The organism is Nocardia sp. CA-084685 (assembly GCF_050955785.1).
Lineage (GTDB): Bacteria > Actinomycetota > Actinomycetes > Mycobacteriales > Mycobacteriaceae > Nocardia.
The window spans coordinates 5366212-5384610 of sequence record NZ_CP192094.1 but is presented as its reverse complement, the minus strand read 5'-3'; the positions used below and the strand labels follow the sequence as shown (position 1 = coordinate 5384610).

Genomic DNA, 18399 nt, shown 5'->3' with positions numbered 1-18399 from the left:
GAGTGTGAAGCCTCCAAGCCGGATGCGATCCATGCTTGAAGCGTCGAGATCGGTTGTGATGCATGGTTTTTCGTCGTGGCTGTCGATTTGTCCAGGTGATTGGTGCCGCACGCGTTGGTAGGTCAGGTCGAGCTGGAGTCCTGACCGCACACCGGTGGCAGCATGTCTCACGCAGACCGCAACGCCCGTGTCATGTGGTCGTGCCGGCATGCGCGGCGATGATCCGCCAACCGTGGACGTTGTCGTGCAGCCAGGTGCGGGTGTAGCGCATCCTGGCCGAAAACGGTGTCCCGTGCACAGTCCCTTCGACAACACCAAGGAACCAGGTCACCCCGGTGTGTCCGTCGACGAGCACGGTCAAGTCCTCCTCGAGGAGCTTCGTTATCACCTGCGCCCTCGTGCGATGGAGCTCGAGGTCGTCGCCCTTGGTGTAAACGTCACCACCGAACGTGAAGATCAGGCGGTCGTCCAACAGCTGATCCAGCACACTGACATCTCCGGCGAGCTGCGCGGCCTGTAACCGACGCTCAGCGTCCTGCAAATTATCCATGCGTCTCATCCTGTCAGTCTGAGCAGCTCACCATTCACGAGTTCGCGCTCAGCTGAAGTCATTCCGCCTGGTCGCTTCCCACAGAATAACCGCTACCAGTGCGCCAGCTTGTCGGGAACCGAAGCCCCACCACCAGCTACACTGGGCCAGTTCGCACGCCGAGCGCTGCTCGGCTAGGCGCACGTTGAACGTCTGAGCATATGAGCCGAACCGGGGTTCGGCTCAAGAGTGCGCAGCGAGTTTTCGTACAATCGAACCGCATCGTCGTGCCATCCGGCGAGTTGATGCGCGAGGCGATCGTGTTCTTGCGGTATATCTAAATTCGTCCGAATTATTTTGTGTAGACCGGGTTTGCCTTCCGATCAGTATCTAGTTCTTTGGCGATCCTGCGTAATCCCTTGGCCTGGGCGCGCAGTCGATGCACCGCGTCGTAGCGTTCGATGGTGCGGGCACGCAGGCGCGTATACCCGCAGTGGTCGCTGTCGAGCACCGGTGCGGCATGCTCGGCGGTCTGCGCTGACCGGCCGAGCAGGAAGTCGCGCTGAACACTTGGAAACCCACTGTCGCAGTGACGGATTCGGTTAGACAACCGCGGTGGGCGTGGACCGTCTTCTCGGCTGCCTGGCCGATTTTCGCCGACAGATGCCATCTGTCCGCGCATTGGGGGGCCTGCGGTGCGCCGCGGCGGGCACCCCTGGCGTGAGCCCCAGCTCGATCTCAAGTGATGACCTCGGTCTTCTGGTGCACGGACGGTCGCCGCGCGAGCGTGTCGGCGTCACGGCCGTCGAATACGTCGACCGGCCGATGGGTCCTACCAAGCCCTCAAGGAACTGGGACGGGCGGTGCGCACGATTTTCGCCTGCGACTATCTGGCATCGGAAGAACTCAGACGCGAGATCAACAGCGGGTTGCAGGTGGTGGAGAACTGGAACTCCGCCAACACGGTCGTGTTCTACGGCAAGGATTCTCAGCTCACCGGCGCCGACCGCGAGCACGCCGAGGCGTCGATGCTGGCGCTGCACCTGCTGCAATCGGCGATGGTGCACATCAATACCCTGCTCCTACAAGCCGTTTTGGAAGATCCGCAGTTCCACGATCTGATCGGCGACACCGAGCGGCGGCGCCATGTCCCCGCTGTTCTGGTCCAACATCAATCCTTATGGCCGGTTCCGGCTCGACATGACCACCCGCCTGGACCTCGCCCGGGAACGAGTCTCCGGATAACAGCAGGGGGCGTGTTATGGCTGTATATGTTCGTGCTGCCTGGTGGTTGTGGTGGCTACCGGAGCCGGCGGTTTGAGTGTGGCGGCGATCGCCGCCGCGCAGAGCAGGACTGCTGCGGCGGTCCAGCCTGCGGCGCGTAGACCGGCCGTGGTGACAGGGGTGGTTGTGGATTCGCCGGCGGCGTTGGTGATGGCGACGAGGACCGCGAGGCCGACGGCGCCGCCGATCTGCAGGGCGGTGTTGGCGAGCCCGGACGTGACGCCTTGTTGGGCGGTGGGGACGTCGGAGGCGGCGGCGGCGAACATGGCCGCGTAGGTGAACGAGCCTGCGCCCCAGATGATGATGCCCGGCAGTAGTGCCCAGTAGGAGCCGCTGGTGTTCATCGCGGCGGTGAACGCGAGCATGCCGAGGGCGTTGATCAGCAGGCCTGCTGTCAAGGTGGTGCTCAGGCCCCATCGGTTGAGTAACGGGGCCACCAATCGTTCGGTGGATGCGATGGCGATCAGGGTCAGAGGGAGGAAGGCCAGGCCCGCGTGCAGGGCGTCGAAGCCGAGAACGTCCTGTAGGTACATGGTGAATACGTAGTACTGGCCGCTGAGGGTGCCCATGAAGATGAACATCACCGCCATCGCGGTGGTGAGGCTGCGGATGCGTAGCAACCGCAACGGCATCAATGGGTCGCGGGTATATCGCTCGATGAGTACGAACACGGCCAGCAAACCGACGCCGACGGCGATGGCGCCGACGCCACGTGGACTGGTCCAGCCGGACTCGGGCCCGCTGGCCAGCCCGAAGACCAGTACAGAGGCGCCGAGGGTCGCGACCAACGCGCCCGGAAGGTCGAACCCGTCGCGGATACGGGGTGGCGGATCGACCGGCTGCACACGCGGTGCCGCGAGCGCTGCCGCCGCTGTCAGGGGAACGTTGACGAAGAACACCCATTGCCAGCCCAGGGTTTCGGTGAGTATCCCACCGATCAGGGACCCGGCGGCGAGCCCCGCGCCGCCGGCGGTTCCCCAGACGGCCATGGCACGGTTGCGCGAGGGTCCTTCAGGGAAGACGGTGGAGATGGACGCGAGAGTTGCCGGGGTGAGCAGGGCGCCGCCGAGTCCCTGAAGCGCTCGGGCGGCGACCAGCATGCCGGGCGCCACTGCCAGACCGCCGAGCAGCGAGGATGCACCGTAGAGGGCCAGGCCGAATACGAACAGGCGACGTTGGCCGAGCCGGTCGACCGCGCGTCCGCCCAGCAGCAGCAGTCCACCGAGCCCAACGGCGTAGGCGCCGACCACCCACTGCACGGACTGGGTGGAGAAGCCCAGGGCGCGGCCGATGTCGGGAAGGGCGACGTAGACGATGTTGTAGTCCATGGCGATGATGAACTGCGCGAAGGCCAGCAACGCCAGGGTGAGCGCGTGCCGTGGCCGCGGAGGGGAAGTCATGGGGAGTCCGTGGTGAGGATTGTCGGTGGGGTTCACAGCGACCGCAGGAACCGGGTGAGTACGTGGTTGACCTGGTCGGGTCGTTCCTGCTGAATGGCGTGCCCGGCGCCGGGGAGCACGACTGTTTCGCGCAGATCGCGGAAACCACTGTCGCCGGACATCATCCGTTGGGATTGCGGCAAAGCAAGTGCGCCGTCGCGACCGCCGATGAGATAGAGCGCAGGTGCGTGAACATCGTTGTCCCGCCAGCCTGTTGACAGTTCCCAGTTGCCGTCGAGGTTTCGATACCAGTTGATGCCGCCGGTGAATCCGGACCTCTGATATTGGGCCGCATAGGTTTTCGCGTCCTGGTCGCTCGCCCAGGCCAGTGGAGTTGGTGTGTCGTCGGCCAGAGAGTCGACGATGGTGCCGCCCTCGGGAACCATCCCGGTCCATCCCGGTCCCTCACCGGCGGCGGTGCGGAAGATCCGTCGGAACAGTGCCTCGGGGTCGTGCTCGAGGGCCGATTCCAGGGCGGCGTCGGCGACACCGGGTTGCTGGAAGTGCACGATATAGAAGGCGGATCCGAGCGCGGTCTGCAGATCGGCGATGGGTGTGGCCGCACCGCCCTGGGGTTCGGCGAACCGGTCAGGAATGCTGAGTCCGGCCACGGCCGTGATCCGTTCCGGGTGCATCTTGGCTGTTTCCCACGCGACGATGGCGCCCCAGTCGTGGCCGATCACCGTCGCGTGCTGCTCGCCGAGCGCATCGACCAGCCCGGCAACATCGCCAGCGAGATGATCGATGGTGTAGTCCTCGACACGTTCGGGGACATCGGTGTCACCGTAGCCGCGCTGGTCGGGGGCGACGACGTGATAGCCGTCGGCGGCCAGCGCGGGAATCTGGTGCCGCCAGGAGTACCACGATTCCGGCCAGCCGTGCAGCAACAACACCAGCGGACCGGATCCTGCTTCGGCGACATGCATGCGGAGGCCGTTGACGTCGAGAGTGCGGTGGGCGATCTCGACGGCGGGCGACGCGACGGCGGTCTCGGTATTCATGTATTCGCTCCTTGTGCGCAAAGATATTGGGGCAGTACATATTTCGAACAGAGTGTTTCGAGAGGGCGCGTCAATCCAGGGTGTCGAGGTCGATCGCCTCGGCCATGGCCCGGTACCCCAGGTCGTTGAGGTGCAGATGATCTCCGGAGTCGTAGGTAGGATGCAGCCGTTGCTGATCGGCGGGTGAGCGCAAGGCGGCGTCGAGGTCTGCCACGGCGTCGTACTCGCCCGAAGTCCGAATCCAGGCGTTGATCGCGGCACGCTTGGCTTCGCTGCGAGCGGTGATGAACGGAGACGGTTTCGCGGGCAACACTGTCGCGCCAACCACCCGCAGACCGGCGTCGCGCGCTTCGCGGATGAGATTGCGGTGCGCGGCGATGACGTGGTCGGCGGACACCACGGTGTAGGGCTCGAAGATCGGCAGCGGGGAGGTGTCGATGGCTTCACTGATGCCGATGTCGTTGATTCCCAGCAGAACGATGACTGTGCCGATACCGGGCTGGGACAGGACATCTCGGCGGAATCGGGAGGTCGCCTTGTCGCCGAGCCATGCCGAATCGACGGTCAGCCGATTACCGCCGATGCCGTGATTCAACACTGCGCGCGGCCTGCCTGCAGCCGCCAGCCGCTCGGCCAACATGTCCGGAAAACGACGGTTGACGTCCGGGGTGCTGAACGATCCGTCCGTGAGGGAGTCGCCGAGGACGACGATGCCGGGCGACCGCGCCGGACTACCGGCCACATCCACGCCACTCAGGTAGTACCAGGACCGCGAGGTCTCGGCGAACACCGCGCCTGAGCTGTCGCCGCACTGATCTCCGGTCGCGCGGAAACTGGTGGCCAGGGCCTGGGAATGGTATGTGGCGGGACCCGTCGACGCGGCCGAATACATCGTCACCGCAATCGAATCCAGCGGCGTCGACCGGAAAGCTACCGGATCGCTCGCGACCTCCGCACCGACCGGGATCGTGAACGTGATTTCCCCATCAACAGTGAGGGACCGAACCGTATCCGCCCGGATCGCCGTGCCACCACCGCTCGCGGCCACGGTGGCCCTGGTGACCGTGAGTGGCGTGCGGCCGAATACATTCGACAGCCGAATGCGAAGCTGGTTGCCGCCCGCGGTGAGCCGAACCACCTGCCGCAGCGTCTGATTCGTAAAGCCCCGCTCCGACCAGTTCGGGTCGAAGCCGGCGCTGGGTCGCTGTAGCGACGTCGACCATGCCGCTCCCCAGGCATCCGCCGGCATCGCGTCCGGCACCGCAGCTCGGATCGGATCGGCGTCGACGACCGAGCCCCCGGACCTGCCGGCGATCTTGTGTCCATCCATGACACGACCGTACGAATAACGGCTCGGATGATGAATGGCCTGACGTCCGGATTTCTTGTCCGATCGTCTGACTTCAGCGCCAGTAGGATATCTGCATGGACGTTCTCAGCGACGTGCTCGCCGCCATGCGGGCTGGTCAGCCGTACGCCGGCCGCAGCACCTGCCGCGCCCCCTGGGGTGTGCGATTCCCCGCCAGCGACGCGGCCTGCTGCCATATCGTCCTGCAGGGTGGCTGCACCCTGATCCCCGCCACTGGCACTCCCACGCTCCTGGGGGTCGGGGACATCCTGTTTACCGGACCGCGACACGCCCACACCCTCGTCGACCAACCCGGAAGTCCGGCCATCGACTTCCAGCCCGACAAAACCAGCGGCTACTCGGTTATCGAACTCGACATCCCCGGTCCCGGCGCCACAACCGAAATGCTGTGCGTCTGTTACACCTTCGACCTGGTCCGGCAACACCCGCTGCTCCGCAGCCTGCCCCCGGAGATCCACCTGCCCGCCCGCGTCGGCGACCACAACGCGCTCCGCGCCACCGTCGACATGCTCGGCACCGAACTACACCAGCCACGCTCTGGGACTGACGCCATCCTGCCCGCACTCATCGACATGCTGCTGCTCCACGTGCTGCGGGCCTGGCTCGACGACAGTAACCTACACGCCGACACCGGATGGGCCACCGCGCTCACCGACCCGGCCGTCGCCACCGCCCTGCACCTCATCCACCACCAGCCCGAAAACCCCTGGACGGTAGAAAAACTCGCCACACAAGCCGGAATTTCCCGCGCCACCTTCGCCAAACGCTTCACCACCGCCGTCGGGCAACCGCCCCTGACCTACCTCACCTGGTGGCGGATGACCACCGCCGCCCGGCACCTGCACCGCACCGACACCCCCATCCACACCATCGCCCACCGCTGCGGATACAGCTCCGAATTCGCCTTCTCCAAAGCATTCAAACGCGAATTCGGCCTCCCCCCGAACCAGTACCGCCGCCGACATCAACCCACCACGACGCGAACCTAAAAACGATGCCCTCATGTGTTTCATGGGCGATCGCCTGTGAAACACGTAAGATCCGGCGGCGCCGTCCCGGGCGGATCATGTTTCATGGGTTGTTGCAAACGAGCGGGCGATTGAAACGCTCTCGTGAAACGATGGAAAGTGGTCGGCGACGAATACGTGAGCGTGGAGGCCAACGACTGCCCGATGTCCTCGTGTACCGCGCCAGCCGGGTCGCCGTGCCGGACCGGCAAGGGCAAGGTCGCCAGCCAGTACCACACCGCTCGGTTCCGGCTCGTGCCGTCGCTGGCCAAAACGCTCACCGTAGCAACCCCGGCGATCCGCAAGCCCAGGCTCAGTGTGGATCGAGCTTCCCCGGCCCGCAGGGGTAGGCAAGGCGCCGACCGGGCACGTCCGGATCGGGTATGCCCGCGCGTCCACAGTCCGCCAGTCCCTGGACACCCAGCTCGATGCCCTCGCAGCGGCCGGGTCACCCGGGTGTTCTCGGAGAAGGTCTCCACCCGGGCCACCAATCGCCCAGAACTGGACAAGCCGGTCACCCGCGCGCAGGAGATGCGGATCTCGGGAATCGCGGTCACCATCGTGGTCCACGAGCACAAGCGGCTCGGCTGCGGGATCGAACTGGCGGCACTGGCCGAACAGCTCGAGGCCTCCGGTGTCGGCCTGGAATTCCTCACCGGAGAACTGCAGGGCCAGCACGACCCGACCGGGATCGTGTTACCGTGCTGGCGGCGCTGTCGGGCATGGAACGCGAATACATTCGTGACCGCACCCTCGAAGGCCGCAAATCCGCCCGCAAGCGCGGCAAAACCATTGGTGGTGCCACCGTCGTCGGTGACGACATGCTCGACCTCGCTCTACATCTGCGCGGTCAGGGATTGAGCTTGCGCGATATCGCTGGCCGCCTGGTGATCACAAAGGGCAAGAAGAAGGGCCAGCACCCTTTCCCTGCCACGGTTCTGCGGATGCTTCGCGACCACGACCACGACCACACTACGAGTCGGTCCGACACCAGCAACGGCAGTTCGGACACCGGTCAGCTCCTGGTGCAAGCCGACCGGCCGGTCGCAGGCCACTGAACAGGCCTACGACTATTCATGTACCTGGTGACACGATCCTTACCAGCAGGTCGACTGACGCATACCCCGTCAACCGACGGTTGTTTTACTTTGGGGCTGGGGCGAGCTTCCGGATTCCCGGGCCTTAATCGAGGGCTCTCAGTCATTGAAGGATGGCCCACCCGTGGGCTTCGACCGTTCTCGTAGGCGGACTGTCATCGCTGGCGAGCAAGCAACTCGACGGCAGAGTCGATAACGGGAATTCGGATCTGGACTCGTCGATGTTGAGTAGAACAGTCAGCTGGGAATCGGAGTCGGGATCGGTTGCGGTGTAAGCGATCTGTCTGTTGGTGAGGTGGCAGATCTCGACGCGGCAGCGGTTCAGCCAGGGGTGGGTTCTGCGCAGGCTGATGAGTTTCTGATGGAGGCGGTAGGTCGGCCAGCCGTGTGCGGGGAGAGCTGCTGGTGCGGTGGGGAATTCGGGCCGTATCTCGTCGTCTCCTCCAAGGCGGTCATATTTGACGCCGCGGAAGGCTTGCTCATCACCGGCATAGATGCTGGGGTGCCCGGCGAGGGTGAATAGCACAACAAGAGCGTGGCCGAGGTGCTGCGGATGGTTGAGACGACTGGCGATTCTGGTGACATCGTGGTTGCCCACAAATGTCAGCGGTAGGAAGGCGCGAGCGAAATCGTTGTGCCGGTTGATTGACCAGGCGAGTTCGAAGAAGTTGCGGTCATTGAGGCTGCCCCAGATCGCCTTCCACAACTCGTACTGGGTGACGGTATCGAGGCCGCCGTCGTGTACGAAGGCGCGGTAGTCGCCGTGAATGACCTCGCCGACCAGCATGGCGTATGGGAACTGGGCGGCGACGCGGTTGATGACGGTGCGCCAGAACGGTGCCGGGACCGCGTAGGCTGCATCGAGCCGCCATCCGTCGATGCCACGCTCGAGCCAATATCTCATCACTTCGCAGACGTAATCGGCAATCGCTGGTTCGCAATGGTTGAGCGCGACGAGGTTTCGATGACCCTCGAAGTCGACATAGTTGAATCCGTCGGGTGCGTGTTCATCGAAGTCCACGCGAAACCAGGACGCATAGCGCGAGGCGGCCCTGTGCACTACCACGTCCTGGAAGGCAGGGAATTCGCGACCGACATGATTGAATACCCCGTCGAGCAGGACCCGGATACCGCGCTGACGACAGGCCTGGACGAGAGCGAGGAATTCGGCCTCCGACCCGAGTCGTGAGTCGATGCGGAAGTGGTCGATGGTGTCGTATCCATGAGTCGCACTGGCGAATACAGGACCAAGCGCTAGGCCGTTGCATCCCAGTTCGATCAGGTAATCCAACCATGAGTGGAGCTGGTCGAGGCGGGGGATCGGGGCGGCTGCTTCAGGTAGTGCCGCGGGCTCGGCGCCGGTAAAGGTGAGGGGATGTAGATGCCACCACAGGACATGGTCGTGCCACGCTGTGCCTGATCGCCTCTCCGGAGGGTGGGCCGAGGTCACCGGCTCGAGCTGACAGCTGGACTCGACTTCTGAATTCCTGTGGCATCGGCTTCGACCCGTGCGGCCAGCAGTTCGCGGTGATAGGCGGGGGATCCGAGCAGTAGCTCTGAAGACTTGCCGCGTTTGTAGTAAAGGTGGGCGTCGTGTTCCCAGGTGAAGCCGAGACCGCCGTGGATCTGGATATTCTCCGCGGCGGCACGAAAGTAGGTCTCCGAACAGAACGACTTTGCCATCGCTGCCGCAGTAGCCAGTTCGTCGGAATCCTCGGCGGCAGCCCACGCGGCGTAGTAGGCCGCTGACCGTGCCGACTCGAGGTCCACGAGCATATCGGCGCACTTGTGCTTGATTGCCTGGAAACTACCGATCGGCCGTCCGAATTGGATGCGGGTCTTGGCGTAGTCGACCGAGCTTTCGAGACAGTGCCGAGTGCCCCCCACCTGTTCGGCGGCGAGGGCGACCACCGCGAGTTCGAGAGTTTTCTTCACGCCGGCCGCGGCGTTGCCTGCAGTCCCGATGAGTCGCGCAGGGGTATTGGTGAAGACCAGGCGGGCCTGCTTGCGGGTCTCGTCCATGGTCTGCAGGGGGCTGCGTTGCAGGCCGGGGGCGCCGCCCGCAACTGCGAACAGAGACAGACCCGCGTCACTGCGCCCTACGGCAAGGATGAGATCGGCGGTGTGTCCGTCGATGACAAAGCTCTTGTGTCCGTTGAGGATCCAGTCTTCTTCGCTGTGCGTTGCGGTGAGTTCGACGGCGTCGACCGACCATTGGCCCTTGTCCTCAGCGATGGCCAGCGTGGCGATGGTGGTGCCGCGGGCAATACCTGGCAGCAGATCGTGTTTGGCGGTCTCGTCGTCGGAGGTCAGAAGTGCATTGGCGGCGAGCACTGCACTGGCGAAGTACGGCGCGCACAGCAGGGCGGCACCCATCTCCTCCATCACGATGGCCAGTTCGACGTAGGAGAAGCCAGATCCGCCGTACTGCTCGGGGATGGCCAGTGATTGGAGCTCGAGTTGTTTGCTCATCTGGTCCCAGACGGCCGGGTCATATCCCTCGGCGGTGGCCATCAGGCGACGAACTTCCGGTTCGGGTGACTTGGCCGTGAGGAATCGACGGACTTCCGTGCGCAGTGCATCGTGCTCGTCGCTGAAACTGCCGAATACCACGGGTTTCCCTTTCAGTCGGGACCCACGTCCGGGGATGATCTCGGTCCGAGTCTATGTGTTTTCGACATGCATGTCGATAAAGTGGATAGTGGATCACGTGACTACCCGGATCCAGGAAAGGAAGAGACTGTGATCGAGGATCTGGACACCATGGCCGCGGCACTGTTCGCGGATGCCGTGCCACGAGGGAATTTCGTGCCCAAGATCGGCTACGAGAACGAACTGTCACCCGGCCGGGCATGGCTGCGACGACTGGCAGCCCGGGGATGGAGCACCCCGACGTGGCCGGCCGAATACGGCGGATGTGATGCTTCGCCGGCACGTGCCCGACAGATTCGGGCGACCGTCGTGCGGCATCGACCACGACCGCCGGAGCTGTACGCGTTCGGCATCGGCACCGGCATCGTGGGACCGACCATCCTTACCCATGGCACGCCTGAACAGTGTGCGAAATGGTTGCCGCCGATATCCCGAGGGGATGAGATCTTCTGCCAGATGTTCTCCGAACCCGAAGCCGGTTCGGACCTGGCCAATATCTCCTTACGGGCGGAGCGTTTCGGCGCAACTTGGCGGTTGGATGGTCAGAAGATCTGGACCAGCCGCGCCGCCTATGCCGATTGGGGTCTCTGCCTCGCGCGAACGACGCCCGACCTGCCGAAGCATCAGGGCATGACGATGTTCGTCATCGACATGCACGATCCTGGGGTCGAGGTGCGTCCACTCCGGCAGATGAACGGTGATGCGCGGTTCAACGAAATCTTCGTCACCGGTGCGGTAGTGCCGGATGCCTGGCGAATCGGTGAGGTGGGCGCAGGCTGGACCGTGGCAATGACCGTGCTGGCCAACGAACGTACGGCGATGGCTGCGGCGCGCTCTAGCGCACACCGCGACAGTGGCCGCCGCGAGCCCGAGTGGCTGCAGGCACTGGCCGCCGACGGTGCACTGTCCGATCCGGTTGTCCGCGACCGCGCTATGCGGGTCTACGTCCTCGAGCGGGTTGCCGCTTGGACGGCCATACGGGCCGCGACTGGAACGGGAATGGGAGCGGCGGCGTCGGGCGGAAAGTTGCGTCAGACCAGGGTTTTCAAGGCTCGCGCCGAGTTGATCAAGGATGCGTCGGGTGCGGCCGGGATGGTGAGTGGGTCGGGCGGTGATCGGGATTTTCTCACGGCCCCGTCGATGTCGCTCATGGGTGGCACCGATGAGGTGCAATTGAACGTCCTCGGTGAACAGGTGCTTGGTTTGCCCAAGGAACCACGGCTGGATCGCGATGTCCCATGGGCGGTTTCGCGACGTGGCCTGCTCTGACCGGGGTTTGGGACGGGTGGTGACCGGAGTCAGGCGAGTAACGAAATTCGTGGCCGCCGAGAATGGCCACTGATCGGTGTGCTTGGTCCCGGTGGCACGCCGTGGTCTTGAAGCCCTCGCCGGGGCTCCTTTCGTGTTCGGAGGACGTCGATACCCACCGGCCAAGTCCGAATGTTCGATATTGCTTGTCGAAGAAGAAATCACGTATCGGGAGTCATCGTTCAGCTCGGCGTGGCCCGAATCCGTCCCGACCGGGACGGAACTGTGTCGGGACAGGCGCCCCCGCGCACCCCGGGGTCGCCGCGTCGCGCGCCAAAGGCATCCCAGCCGCCTGTGTTGGTTAGCCGTCACCATCGACAGGGCCGGACCGGCCGTTGCAATCTCGGTGTTATGGCGGATGTCTCCGTTCTCCAGGCGAATAGATTGGTTCCCCTGCGCACCGTTAGGAAGAACACCATGCTGCCCCCGCCAGATCCCCCGGACGGAAGTGACACTGCCGGAACGACCTCGCTGTGGTACGACCCGTCCACATATCCGACTGCGGTCGCAGGTGTCGCCAGCGCACATAACCGGATGTCCGATGTGGTGGCAGCGAACAGCCCGCTGACCGCAAGCCCCGTGGCCGACTTCGGCCCCATCGGGCAGGCGTTGGCGGCGTTCCACTCGGCTTGGAGCTTGGAAGCGAAGTCCGCAACGGAAGCCTTGGATGCGATGGTGCATCTGCTGCCTGCCGCCGCGACGAATCTCGAGCACACCGACCAGCAAGGCGGCACGGTTGTCTCCCACGCGATGCATGACCTGCAGCCATGAGCGCCGCGACCGAGGTGTCGGCCCTACAGCAAATACGGGACCAGCTCGACCAGATATCCGGAACATACTGCACCCCTGCGTTCCTGCGCGGGCTGATCAATGCTGCCCTGAAGGTGCCCGCTCCGGCGGGTGACGTCGGAATCGCGGGCGCTCGAGTGGAGACGTACAAGGCCGCCGTGAGCACAACCGATCTCGCCCTGACAGACATGGGTCATGTGGTGGAGAACGCACTGCCCACCGCATGGCGAGGCGCTGGAGCCGAATCCGCGGCGCAGGCCCTCCGGGCGGTGGGTATGCAGAGTATGAACATCTCGAACGGGTTCGACGACGGTCATACCGCCCTGAGCACCTGGGTGGGGCACTTGAGCGATGCGCAGAAACGCGACGGTCAGGGCCGCAAACAGCTGAACGACGCTCTCGCTAGGTTGTCGTTTCCGCAACCGGCATACATGGCTCGATTCGGTGACTTTGCGAATAGCGAGCTTCCCGGAGCTTTGCACGCGGCCAAATCGGGATGTCAGGACATGATCGGAGCCGCTCAGCTGGCCGCGGGCGCCGCGCACGACGCGATCGCCGCGTTGAACAAGTCGGCAGCAAATGCCCGCATCAACCAACTCACCACCCACAATGTGGACCCCCTCACCGCCGTCACCTTGACCTATGCGAACCCGGGAGTGCTCGATCCGACTGCGCTGACGCAGGGTTCGTTACGACTCGACTCCATGTCCGCCGCCGACCGCGCGGCGTTCGAGAAGTTGCTGGCCGGCGCCCAATCGCTGGCGGAAGCCGGATACCTGTGGAAGGCATTGAGCGCTGGTTACAGCGCGGGCGACATCGCCGCGTTCGATCAGGTCATCCACCCACACGGCAACGATCCCGCGTGGCTGAACAAGCACCTCGATCCCATGGTCAGAGATCTCAATACCACTCCCGGCGCAAACAATGCACAGATTCTGAGCTACGGTGGCGTCAATTGGTACCCGGTCGGCCCCGGCGCGCACGGCGGCTACGCCTACTATTCTCAGGGCGGTTACGATGACTGCGTTGCCGCCTCGACAACTGTCGCGAGCCTGAGCCGTGATCCCGTTCGAATGCTGGGCGTCACCACCGGCCAAGGGCCCGTTGCGGTCGACGGCTCAAAGGTCGGCGACGACGGCACCGATGCGGTACACGCCCGGCTGCAGAAGCTCTACCTGCAGAACTATTACGATGGCCAGACGGCGGACGGGGTGGCGAAACCCAACAATACCAACGGTATAGGCACCCAAGGTCAAACGATGCTGGATGCGCGGTTGCTCGCTCCCTCCACGGGCGGTGACTACCAGATCAAGTCGCTGGACAGTCAGGCGGACCGGGAAGCTGCGCTGCCGGGCGTGCAGGCCGCAGCCGCGGCCGGCAAGCCGGTGCCGGTCGACGTGGTCGGCACGCACACCGAAGTGGTCGGCACGCACACCGAATACGACCATTCGATTCCGCATCACCGCCCAGAACCGTACGACGTGACATCGGCCCACCAACTGGTGATCGTCGGTGCCCAGGGCGATGAACTCGAGGTCTACAATCCATGGGGCCGCACTCAGTGGGTAACCACCCAGCAGTTCGTCGACGGCGAGATGGGCGAGGTCACTTCCGACTCTCCGGACGGCGGCATGCCGAGACCGTACGAGGTGCAAGTCCCCCAGTGAGTGTGGGTGCCGCATCGGCCCACTGTTGCCGCATATTCCATCTGGCAACTTTGTTGGATTTCGGCGCGTGACGACCCTGGGAGTTGGGGGCAGTGGCGGTTGTTGCCGTTGCGGCTATGGCGGCCGTGCTCGCCGGGGTCGTCACGATAGCCTTCAAACCGCATCCCCGGCGGCGCGCCTGCACCGTGGCGAAACGGCCCGCCAGCTCCTCGAGCCGCTGGGAATCGAACTCCGCCCCTCCTCGGCGAGGGAACTGCTCGATCTCCCCGGCCGTCGGTGGAATCCGCAATTGCGGTTCCACCGATCCACGCGGCCTGTTGATCTCGTCGAGCGGGCATTCGACGACACGGCCGGTGAGGTTGTGCAGCTCGACCTTGTGCCGCAGCTCCAGGAAGTGTAAGAACACCGTCAGGGCGGCGGCGCGGCCGGTCCGCGTCGACGGCTTCGCCGACCGCAGCACCTTCCCGAAATAGGTGTCGGCATCGCCGGCTGCATCTCGCACAACGGGCGCCCGAACCAATCCCGAACCAGCTCAAGGTTATTGACGTCGTTGCGGATCGTGGAGTCCACCAGCCCGGCAGACGCACGAGCCAGCACGAACCCGGATAGCGCACGTCGGTCTCGAAGGCCGCGATCTCGTCGTCGGTCGCTGGAGCCCGCAGATCACGCACTGTCGCCAGAGCCGCCCACGCCTCCTTGCCTTCACTCACAGTGAGGAACCGTCGGCCGCGCCACGTTTCGATCGGCCGCGCCGATGTTGTTTCAGGGAAGGATTCGGTGCCGAAGACGCACAGGATGGCCCAGGTCCAGGCCGGATCGGGAGAAGTTAGGGAAGTCGGAGCAGTCAGGAACTCATCGACTGTTGGTTAGCCTATGCTCCGACGTCCAGCAGTGCCGTTGCGACACGATGTCGCTCGATGCGAGTGAACTCGCAGATAGGAGGGCCGAATTCGGTTTCGGCTGTGTTGGTGGACAGGATGCCGACCGCCGGTCTGTGCCCGCGGCCCATCCTTGGAATCAAAGCTTCACGGTGGGTTCACCGTTGGGGCGGCGAGCGGCGGACGCGACGGTCAGGATGGTGTAGAGGCCGGCGGCGACGAGGCTTCCGGACAACCAGGAGAAATCGGTGTTGCCCAAGGCTTTCGCCACCGGACCCTGCATGGCGGAGACCATGCCGTACTGCCAGGACCAACCGGCGAGCAGACCGGCCGCGAGGCTGACCAGACCTTGCGTGTTGAACTTGCCATAGACCGAAGTGGTCGCGTCGCGGTAGAGCTCGGGAACCGAGAAGGTGTGGCGGCGTACCAGGAAGTAATCGACGAGCAAGATGGACATCCATGGGCTGATCCACATCAGGATCGACACCATCCAGTTGTCGAAGGCGTTCGCGAAGCTGGACGAGTTGATGAATACGGCCAAGACCATGGACGCGACCACGCCGGCGAAGGCCGTGATCTTCCACCGGGCGATACGGATGCCGATGGTCAAAGCCGCCAGCGAACACGAGTACAGGTTGAGGATGTTGGTCGCGATCGGGCCGTGCATGATCAGCAACAGCACCGGTACCGCGAGCGCGCCGAATGCGCCGACGACGAGGCTGGACGGGTCATTGCCGCCGCCCGCGCTCGCCAGGCAGGCGCCGAGGGCCGCGAGCCAGACGGTGGGCAGATACATTCCGGCCGCAGATGCCCAGAACACGGTGCGGTTGCGCAGCTTCGGGCGGGCGAAGCGGCTGTAGTCCGCGGCATAGGGAATCCACGTCAGCCCCCAGCCGACACCGATGGCGGTGACGAGTTGGGTTATGGCGGTGAGTTTCGCACCGGGTGTGGCCGCCGTGGCGGCGGTCCAGTCCAGGTGCGTCCGGGCCAGCGCCACCATCGTCATCACCACCATGACCACGATGGTGAGTGGCACGGTGTACTTCTCGAAGGCGCGGATCGCGTAGAACCCGTACAGTGCGAGGGCTAGTTGCACCGCCATGATGACAAGTGCTACAACGATTTTCAGCTCTCCCGCGCCCCGGATGCCGATCTGGTCGAGAACGGCCAATACGAGATCGAGCACGATCCAGGTGTTCACGCCGACCCACGCCATCGTCAGCAGACCCTGTACCAGTGCGGGAAGTATGGCTCCGGTGATCCCGAAGGCCGAGCGCCCGAGCACCATCTGATTGACGGCGGTCCGGTGGCCGATGACATTGAACAGGCCGAACACCATGCAGCCGAACAGGTTTCCGACTACGACGACGATCAGTGTTTCGAACAGACTGAGCCCGAGGGTGATTCCGAGTGCGCCGAGCACCCAGTTGATGGGTGCGATATTCGCGCCGCACCAGATCCAGAACAGTTCCCAGGGGGAGCAGTCGCGTTCACGGTCGGGAATGGGCAGCACGCCGTGAGCGTCGAATCGGACGCCGGTATCGCCGGTATCGCCGGTGGTGTCGGTTGCGACGGTTGCGGTGCCGGGAGGTTGCGGGGATGACATGACTTCCCTCTTTCGGTAGTGATCTACCTCATAGAAGCATGCGAGCAGTCGGCGGTGAATGGATCTTTATCCATCAATTGCTGGTCAGGCATGTATATTCGGCCAGGTGTTGACCATTAGCCGACTCGTCGCAGATGCCGCTCTCGGACTCCGTGTGGTGACGCCCGAACTCACCGAGTCCCTCGCCACGGAGATACGCTGGCTGCACACCACCGAGCTGCCCGACCCGTCGCCGTACGTCCGGCCCGGCGAGCTCGTGTTGACCAACGGTCTATGGCTGGCGCACGTCCCGGCGGATCGGTTCGTGGACGCGCTCGCCCGCGCGGGCGCGGCCGGACTGGTTTTCGGCTTGACGGCCCAGACTGCCGCGCTGCCCGAAGAGCTCCCCGCATTGTGTCTTTCCCGCGGGCTGCCGCTGATCGAACTGTGTATCGGGGTGCCGTTCGCCGCGCTCACTCGGGCCGCCGCGCGAATCCAGAACGAGGTGCTGCAGGCGGAATTGATCGCGACCGTGCATCGCGGGGACGCCCTGGCCACGGCGCTATCGCGCGGCGGCGGCGCGGTCGGTGTGCTCGAAATCCTGCGCGGTGAAACGGAATTGCCGCTCCTGATGGTCGACCGCAAGGGCCGCTGCCTGGCTAGTATCGGCTGCGAGCCGACCGATGAGCAGGTGCGGCTGGCGGCCGCCGCGCTCAACCGCAGGCCACCGCCGATCGAGGTCGAGCTGCTGGGCTCCGGGCCCTCGGCGCTCTATCTCATCGAGGGGGCGATGGGGGAGATCGACGCCGGGCTCTACTGCCTGGAACCGGCCGCGAAACTCGTCGCGGCGGACCGGGAGGCGCTGGCTCAGGCTGCGCGCTTCCTTAGTTTGGAGGTGACCAAACAACAAGCAGTGCATGCCATCGAGGCGCGTTTCGCCGCCGAGCTACTGGAGATGATCCTGTCCGGGCCGCGCCGCAGCGGTGAGGTGAGTCGGCGGCTGCGCGCCTACGGCGTGGCATCGGATCGGCCGCTGGGTGTGTTCGCACTCGCGCCGGTCGCCGACACACCGCCCGATGACATCGCCACCGCGGTCGGCGCGTTCTTCGCCGCCCACGGCATACCCGCGTTCGCCACCGCGGGCAGCCGTGATGTGGTGGCCATCTGTCCGTGGGAGCGCACGGCCGGGGAGTTGGCGCGGTTCGCCGGTGAGCTGTCCGCGCAGATCCGCAGGCGGGTGCCCGGAGGCCGGATCGTCATCGGGCTGGGCGAGCTCGCCGCCGACGTCGGCGCCCTGCGGGAACCGCTGGTACGCGCCAGGGAGGTCTGCCAGGTGCTGCGCGCCCAGGATGGCCCGGACACCGCGAGTTTCGCCGACATCGCGACCTTCCGGATGCTGCTCGGTCTACTCGATGAGCAAGTCCTGCGACGGTTTTCGGATCAAGTACTCGGCGTCATCCGCGACCACGACACCCGTGCCCACACCGAACTCGAACACACCCTGCGCATCTTCCTCGCTAACGACGGCCAGTGGGCGGTCACGGCGGCAGCCTTGCACGTGCACGTCAACACCCTGCGCAACCGCATGGCCCGGATCACTGAGCTGACCGGCCGCAACGTCAATCGCCTCGGGGACACCGTCGACCTGTTCTTGGCCATGGCAGCCGAAACCACCGGCCCGGCCACCGCGTGACGTGCGGCAACGCGCTGACCGGGCAGTGCCGCACACAGCAATGGCGATTGCGCCCGGAATGACGAGGGCAGTAGTCCATCGATGTTCCGAATGCGACACAG

General features: G+C 64.7%; 16 protein-coding genes and 2 pseudogenes. 9 read left to right on the top strand and 9 right to left on the bottom strand.

The features are described 5' to 3' along the window. Nucleotides 1–190: 190 nt before the first annotated feature. Nucleotides 191–550 (bottom strand): nuclear transport factor 2 family protein, encoded by a 360-nt coding sequence (locus ACQP2U_RS24205; RefSeq protein WP_433709577.1) that lies wholly within the window; start codon nt 548–550, stop codon nt 191–193. Nucleotides 551–881: 331 nt separating this feature from the next. Next, nucleotides 882–1139 carry a hypothetical protein gene (locus ACQP2U_RS24200; protein WP_433709576.1) on the bottom strand — a complete coding sequence of 86 codons (258 nt, stop codon included), beginning with the start codon at nt 1137–1139 and terminating at the stop codon, nt 882–884. Between the two features lie 199 nt (nt 1140–1338). Here ACQP2U_RS24200 and ACQP2U_RS24195 point away from each other — a divergent pair. Next, a pseudogene (locus ACQP2U_RS24195) lies at nt 1339–1635 on the top strand (Tn3 family transposase); the annotation flags it as partial. Between the two features lie 153 nt (nt 1636–1788). On the opposite strand, the gene ACQP2U_RS24190 reads toward ACQP2U_RS24195, so the two are convergent. The 3 genes from ACQP2U_RS24190 to ACQP2U_RS24180 form a co-directional block, all read right to left on the bottom strand. Then, nucleotides 1789–3213 carry an MFS transporter gene (locus ACQP2U_RS24190; protein WP_433709575.1) on the bottom strand — a complete coding sequence of 475 codons (1425 nt, stop codon included), beginning with the start codon at nt 3211–3213 and terminating at the stop codon, nt 1789–1791. Nucleotides 3214–3245: 32 nt separating this feature from the next. After that, nucleotides 3246–4253: an alpha/beta fold hydrolase gene (locus ACQP2U_RS24185; RefSeq protein ID WP_433709574.1), complete on the bottom strand. Its 1008-nt coding sequence runs from the start codon at nt 4251–4253 to the stop codon at nt 3246–3248. 70 nt (nt 4254–4323) lie between these two features. Then, the gene (locus ACQP2U_RS24180; RefSeq protein WP_433709573.1) at nt 4324–5583 is read right to left on the bottom strand and encodes an SGNH/GDSL hydrolase family protein; all 1260 of its coding nucleotides are present in this window, start codon (nt 5581–5583) and stop codon (nt 4324–4326) included. Between the two features lie 95 nt (nt 5584–5678). On the opposite strand from ACQP2U_RS24180, the gene ACQP2U_RS24175 reads away from it, so the two are divergent. The 4 genes and pseudogenes from ACQP2U_RS24175 to ACQP2U_RS24160 all read left to right on the top strand — a co-directional run bounded on the left by ACQP2U_RS24175 (nt 5679) and on the right by ACQP2U_RS24160 (nt 7687). Beyond that, complete coding sequence (locus ACQP2U_RS24175) at nt 5679–6611, top strand: AraC family transcriptional regulator (protein WP_433709572.1); 933 nt, start codon at nt 5679–5681, stop codon at nt 6609–6611. 183 nt (nt 6612–6794) lie between these two features. Continuing rightward, nucleotides 6795–6911: pseudogene (locus ACQP2U_RS24170) on the top strand (zinc finger domain-containing protein); the annotation flags it as partial. Between the two features lie 174 nt (nt 6912–7085). Then, on the top strand, nt 7086–7490 hold the full coding sequence (locus ACQP2U_RS24165) for a recombinase family protein (RefSeq protein ID WP_433716571.1): 405 nt from the start codon (nt 7086–7088) through the stop codon (nt 7488–7490). A gap of 2 nt (nt 7491–7492) precedes the next feature. Further along, the gene (locus ACQP2U_RS24160; protein ID WP_433709571.1) at nt 7493–7687 is read left to right on the top strand and encodes a hypothetical protein; all 195 of its coding nucleotides are present in this window, start codon (nt 7493–7495) and stop codon (nt 7685–7687) included. A 142-nt stretch (nt 7688–7829) separates the two neighbouring features. Here the strand turns inward: ACQP2U_RS24160 and ACQP2U_RS24155 are convergent, their stop codons facing one another. Together ACQP2U_RS24155 and ACQP2U_RS24150 are read right to left on the bottom strand one after the other, a co-directional pair. Next, a complete protein-coding gene (locus ACQP2U_RS24155) occupies nt 7830–9176 on the bottom strand; it encodes an alpha-amylase family protein (RefSeq protein WP_433709570.1) in 1347 nt (448 codons plus the stop codon). Continuing rightward, on the bottom strand, nt 9173–10339 hold the full coding sequence (locus ACQP2U_RS24150; RefSeq protein ID WP_433709569.1) for an acyl-CoA dehydrogenase family protein: 1167 nt from the start codon (nt 10337–10339) through the stop codon (nt 9173–9175). Before ACQP2U_RS24150 ends, ACQP2U_RS24155 begins: the two co-directional genes overlap by 4 nt. Before the next feature lie 129 nt (nt 10340–10468). On the opposite strand from ACQP2U_RS24150, the gene ACQP2U_RS24145 reads away from it, so the two are divergent. The 3 genes from ACQP2U_RS24145 (at nt 10469) to ACQP2U_RS24135 (ending at nt 14142) form a co-directional block, all read left to right on the top strand. Further along, entirely contained in the window at nt 10469–11647 is a 1179-nt protein-coding gene (locus ACQP2U_RS24145; protein WP_433709568.1) for an acyl-CoA dehydrogenase family protein, read from the top strand. 456 nt (nt 11648–12103) lie between these two features. Further along, nucleotides 12104–12457 carry a hypothetical protein gene (locus ACQP2U_RS24140; protein WP_433709567.1) on the top strand — a complete coding sequence of 118 codons (354 nt, stop codon included), beginning with the start codon at nt 12104–12106 and terminating at the stop codon, nt 12455–12457. Then, nucleotides 12454–14142: a hypothetical protein gene (locus ACQP2U_RS24135; RefSeq protein ID WP_433709566.1), complete on the top strand. Its 1689-nt coding sequence runs from the start codon at nt 12454–12456 to the stop codon at nt 14140–14142. The genes ACQP2U_RS24140 and ACQP2U_RS24135 overlap by 4 nt, the downstream gene beginning before the upstream one ends. Here the strand turns inward: ACQP2U_RS24135 and ACQP2U_RS24130 are convergent. Continuing rightward, nucleotides 14081–14644 carry a hypothetical protein gene (locus tag ACQP2U_RS24130; RefSeq protein ID WP_433709565.1) on the bottom strand — a complete coding sequence of 188 codons (564 nt, stop codon included), beginning with the start codon at nt 14642–14644 and terminating at the stop codon, nt 14081–14083. The genes ACQP2U_RS24135 and ACQP2U_RS24130 overlap by 62 nt on opposite strands. A 515-nt stretch (nt 14645–15159) precedes the next feature. After that, the gene (locus ACQP2U_RS24125) at nt 15160–16626 is read right to left on the bottom strand and encodes a purine-cytosine permease family protein (protein WP_433709564.1); all 1467 of its coding nucleotides are present in this window, start codon (nt 16624–16626) and stop codon (nt 15160–15162) included. A 106-nt stretch (nt 16627–16732) separates the two neighbouring features. Here ACQP2U_RS24125 and ACQP2U_RS24120 point away from each other — a divergent pair, with 106 nt between their 5' ends. Then, entirely contained in the window at nt 16733–18298 is a 1566-nt protein-coding gene (locus ACQP2U_RS24120) for a PucR family transcriptional regulator ligand-binding domain-containing protein (RefSeq protein WP_433709563.1), read from the top strand. Nucleotides 18299–18399: the final 101 nt, after the last annotated feature.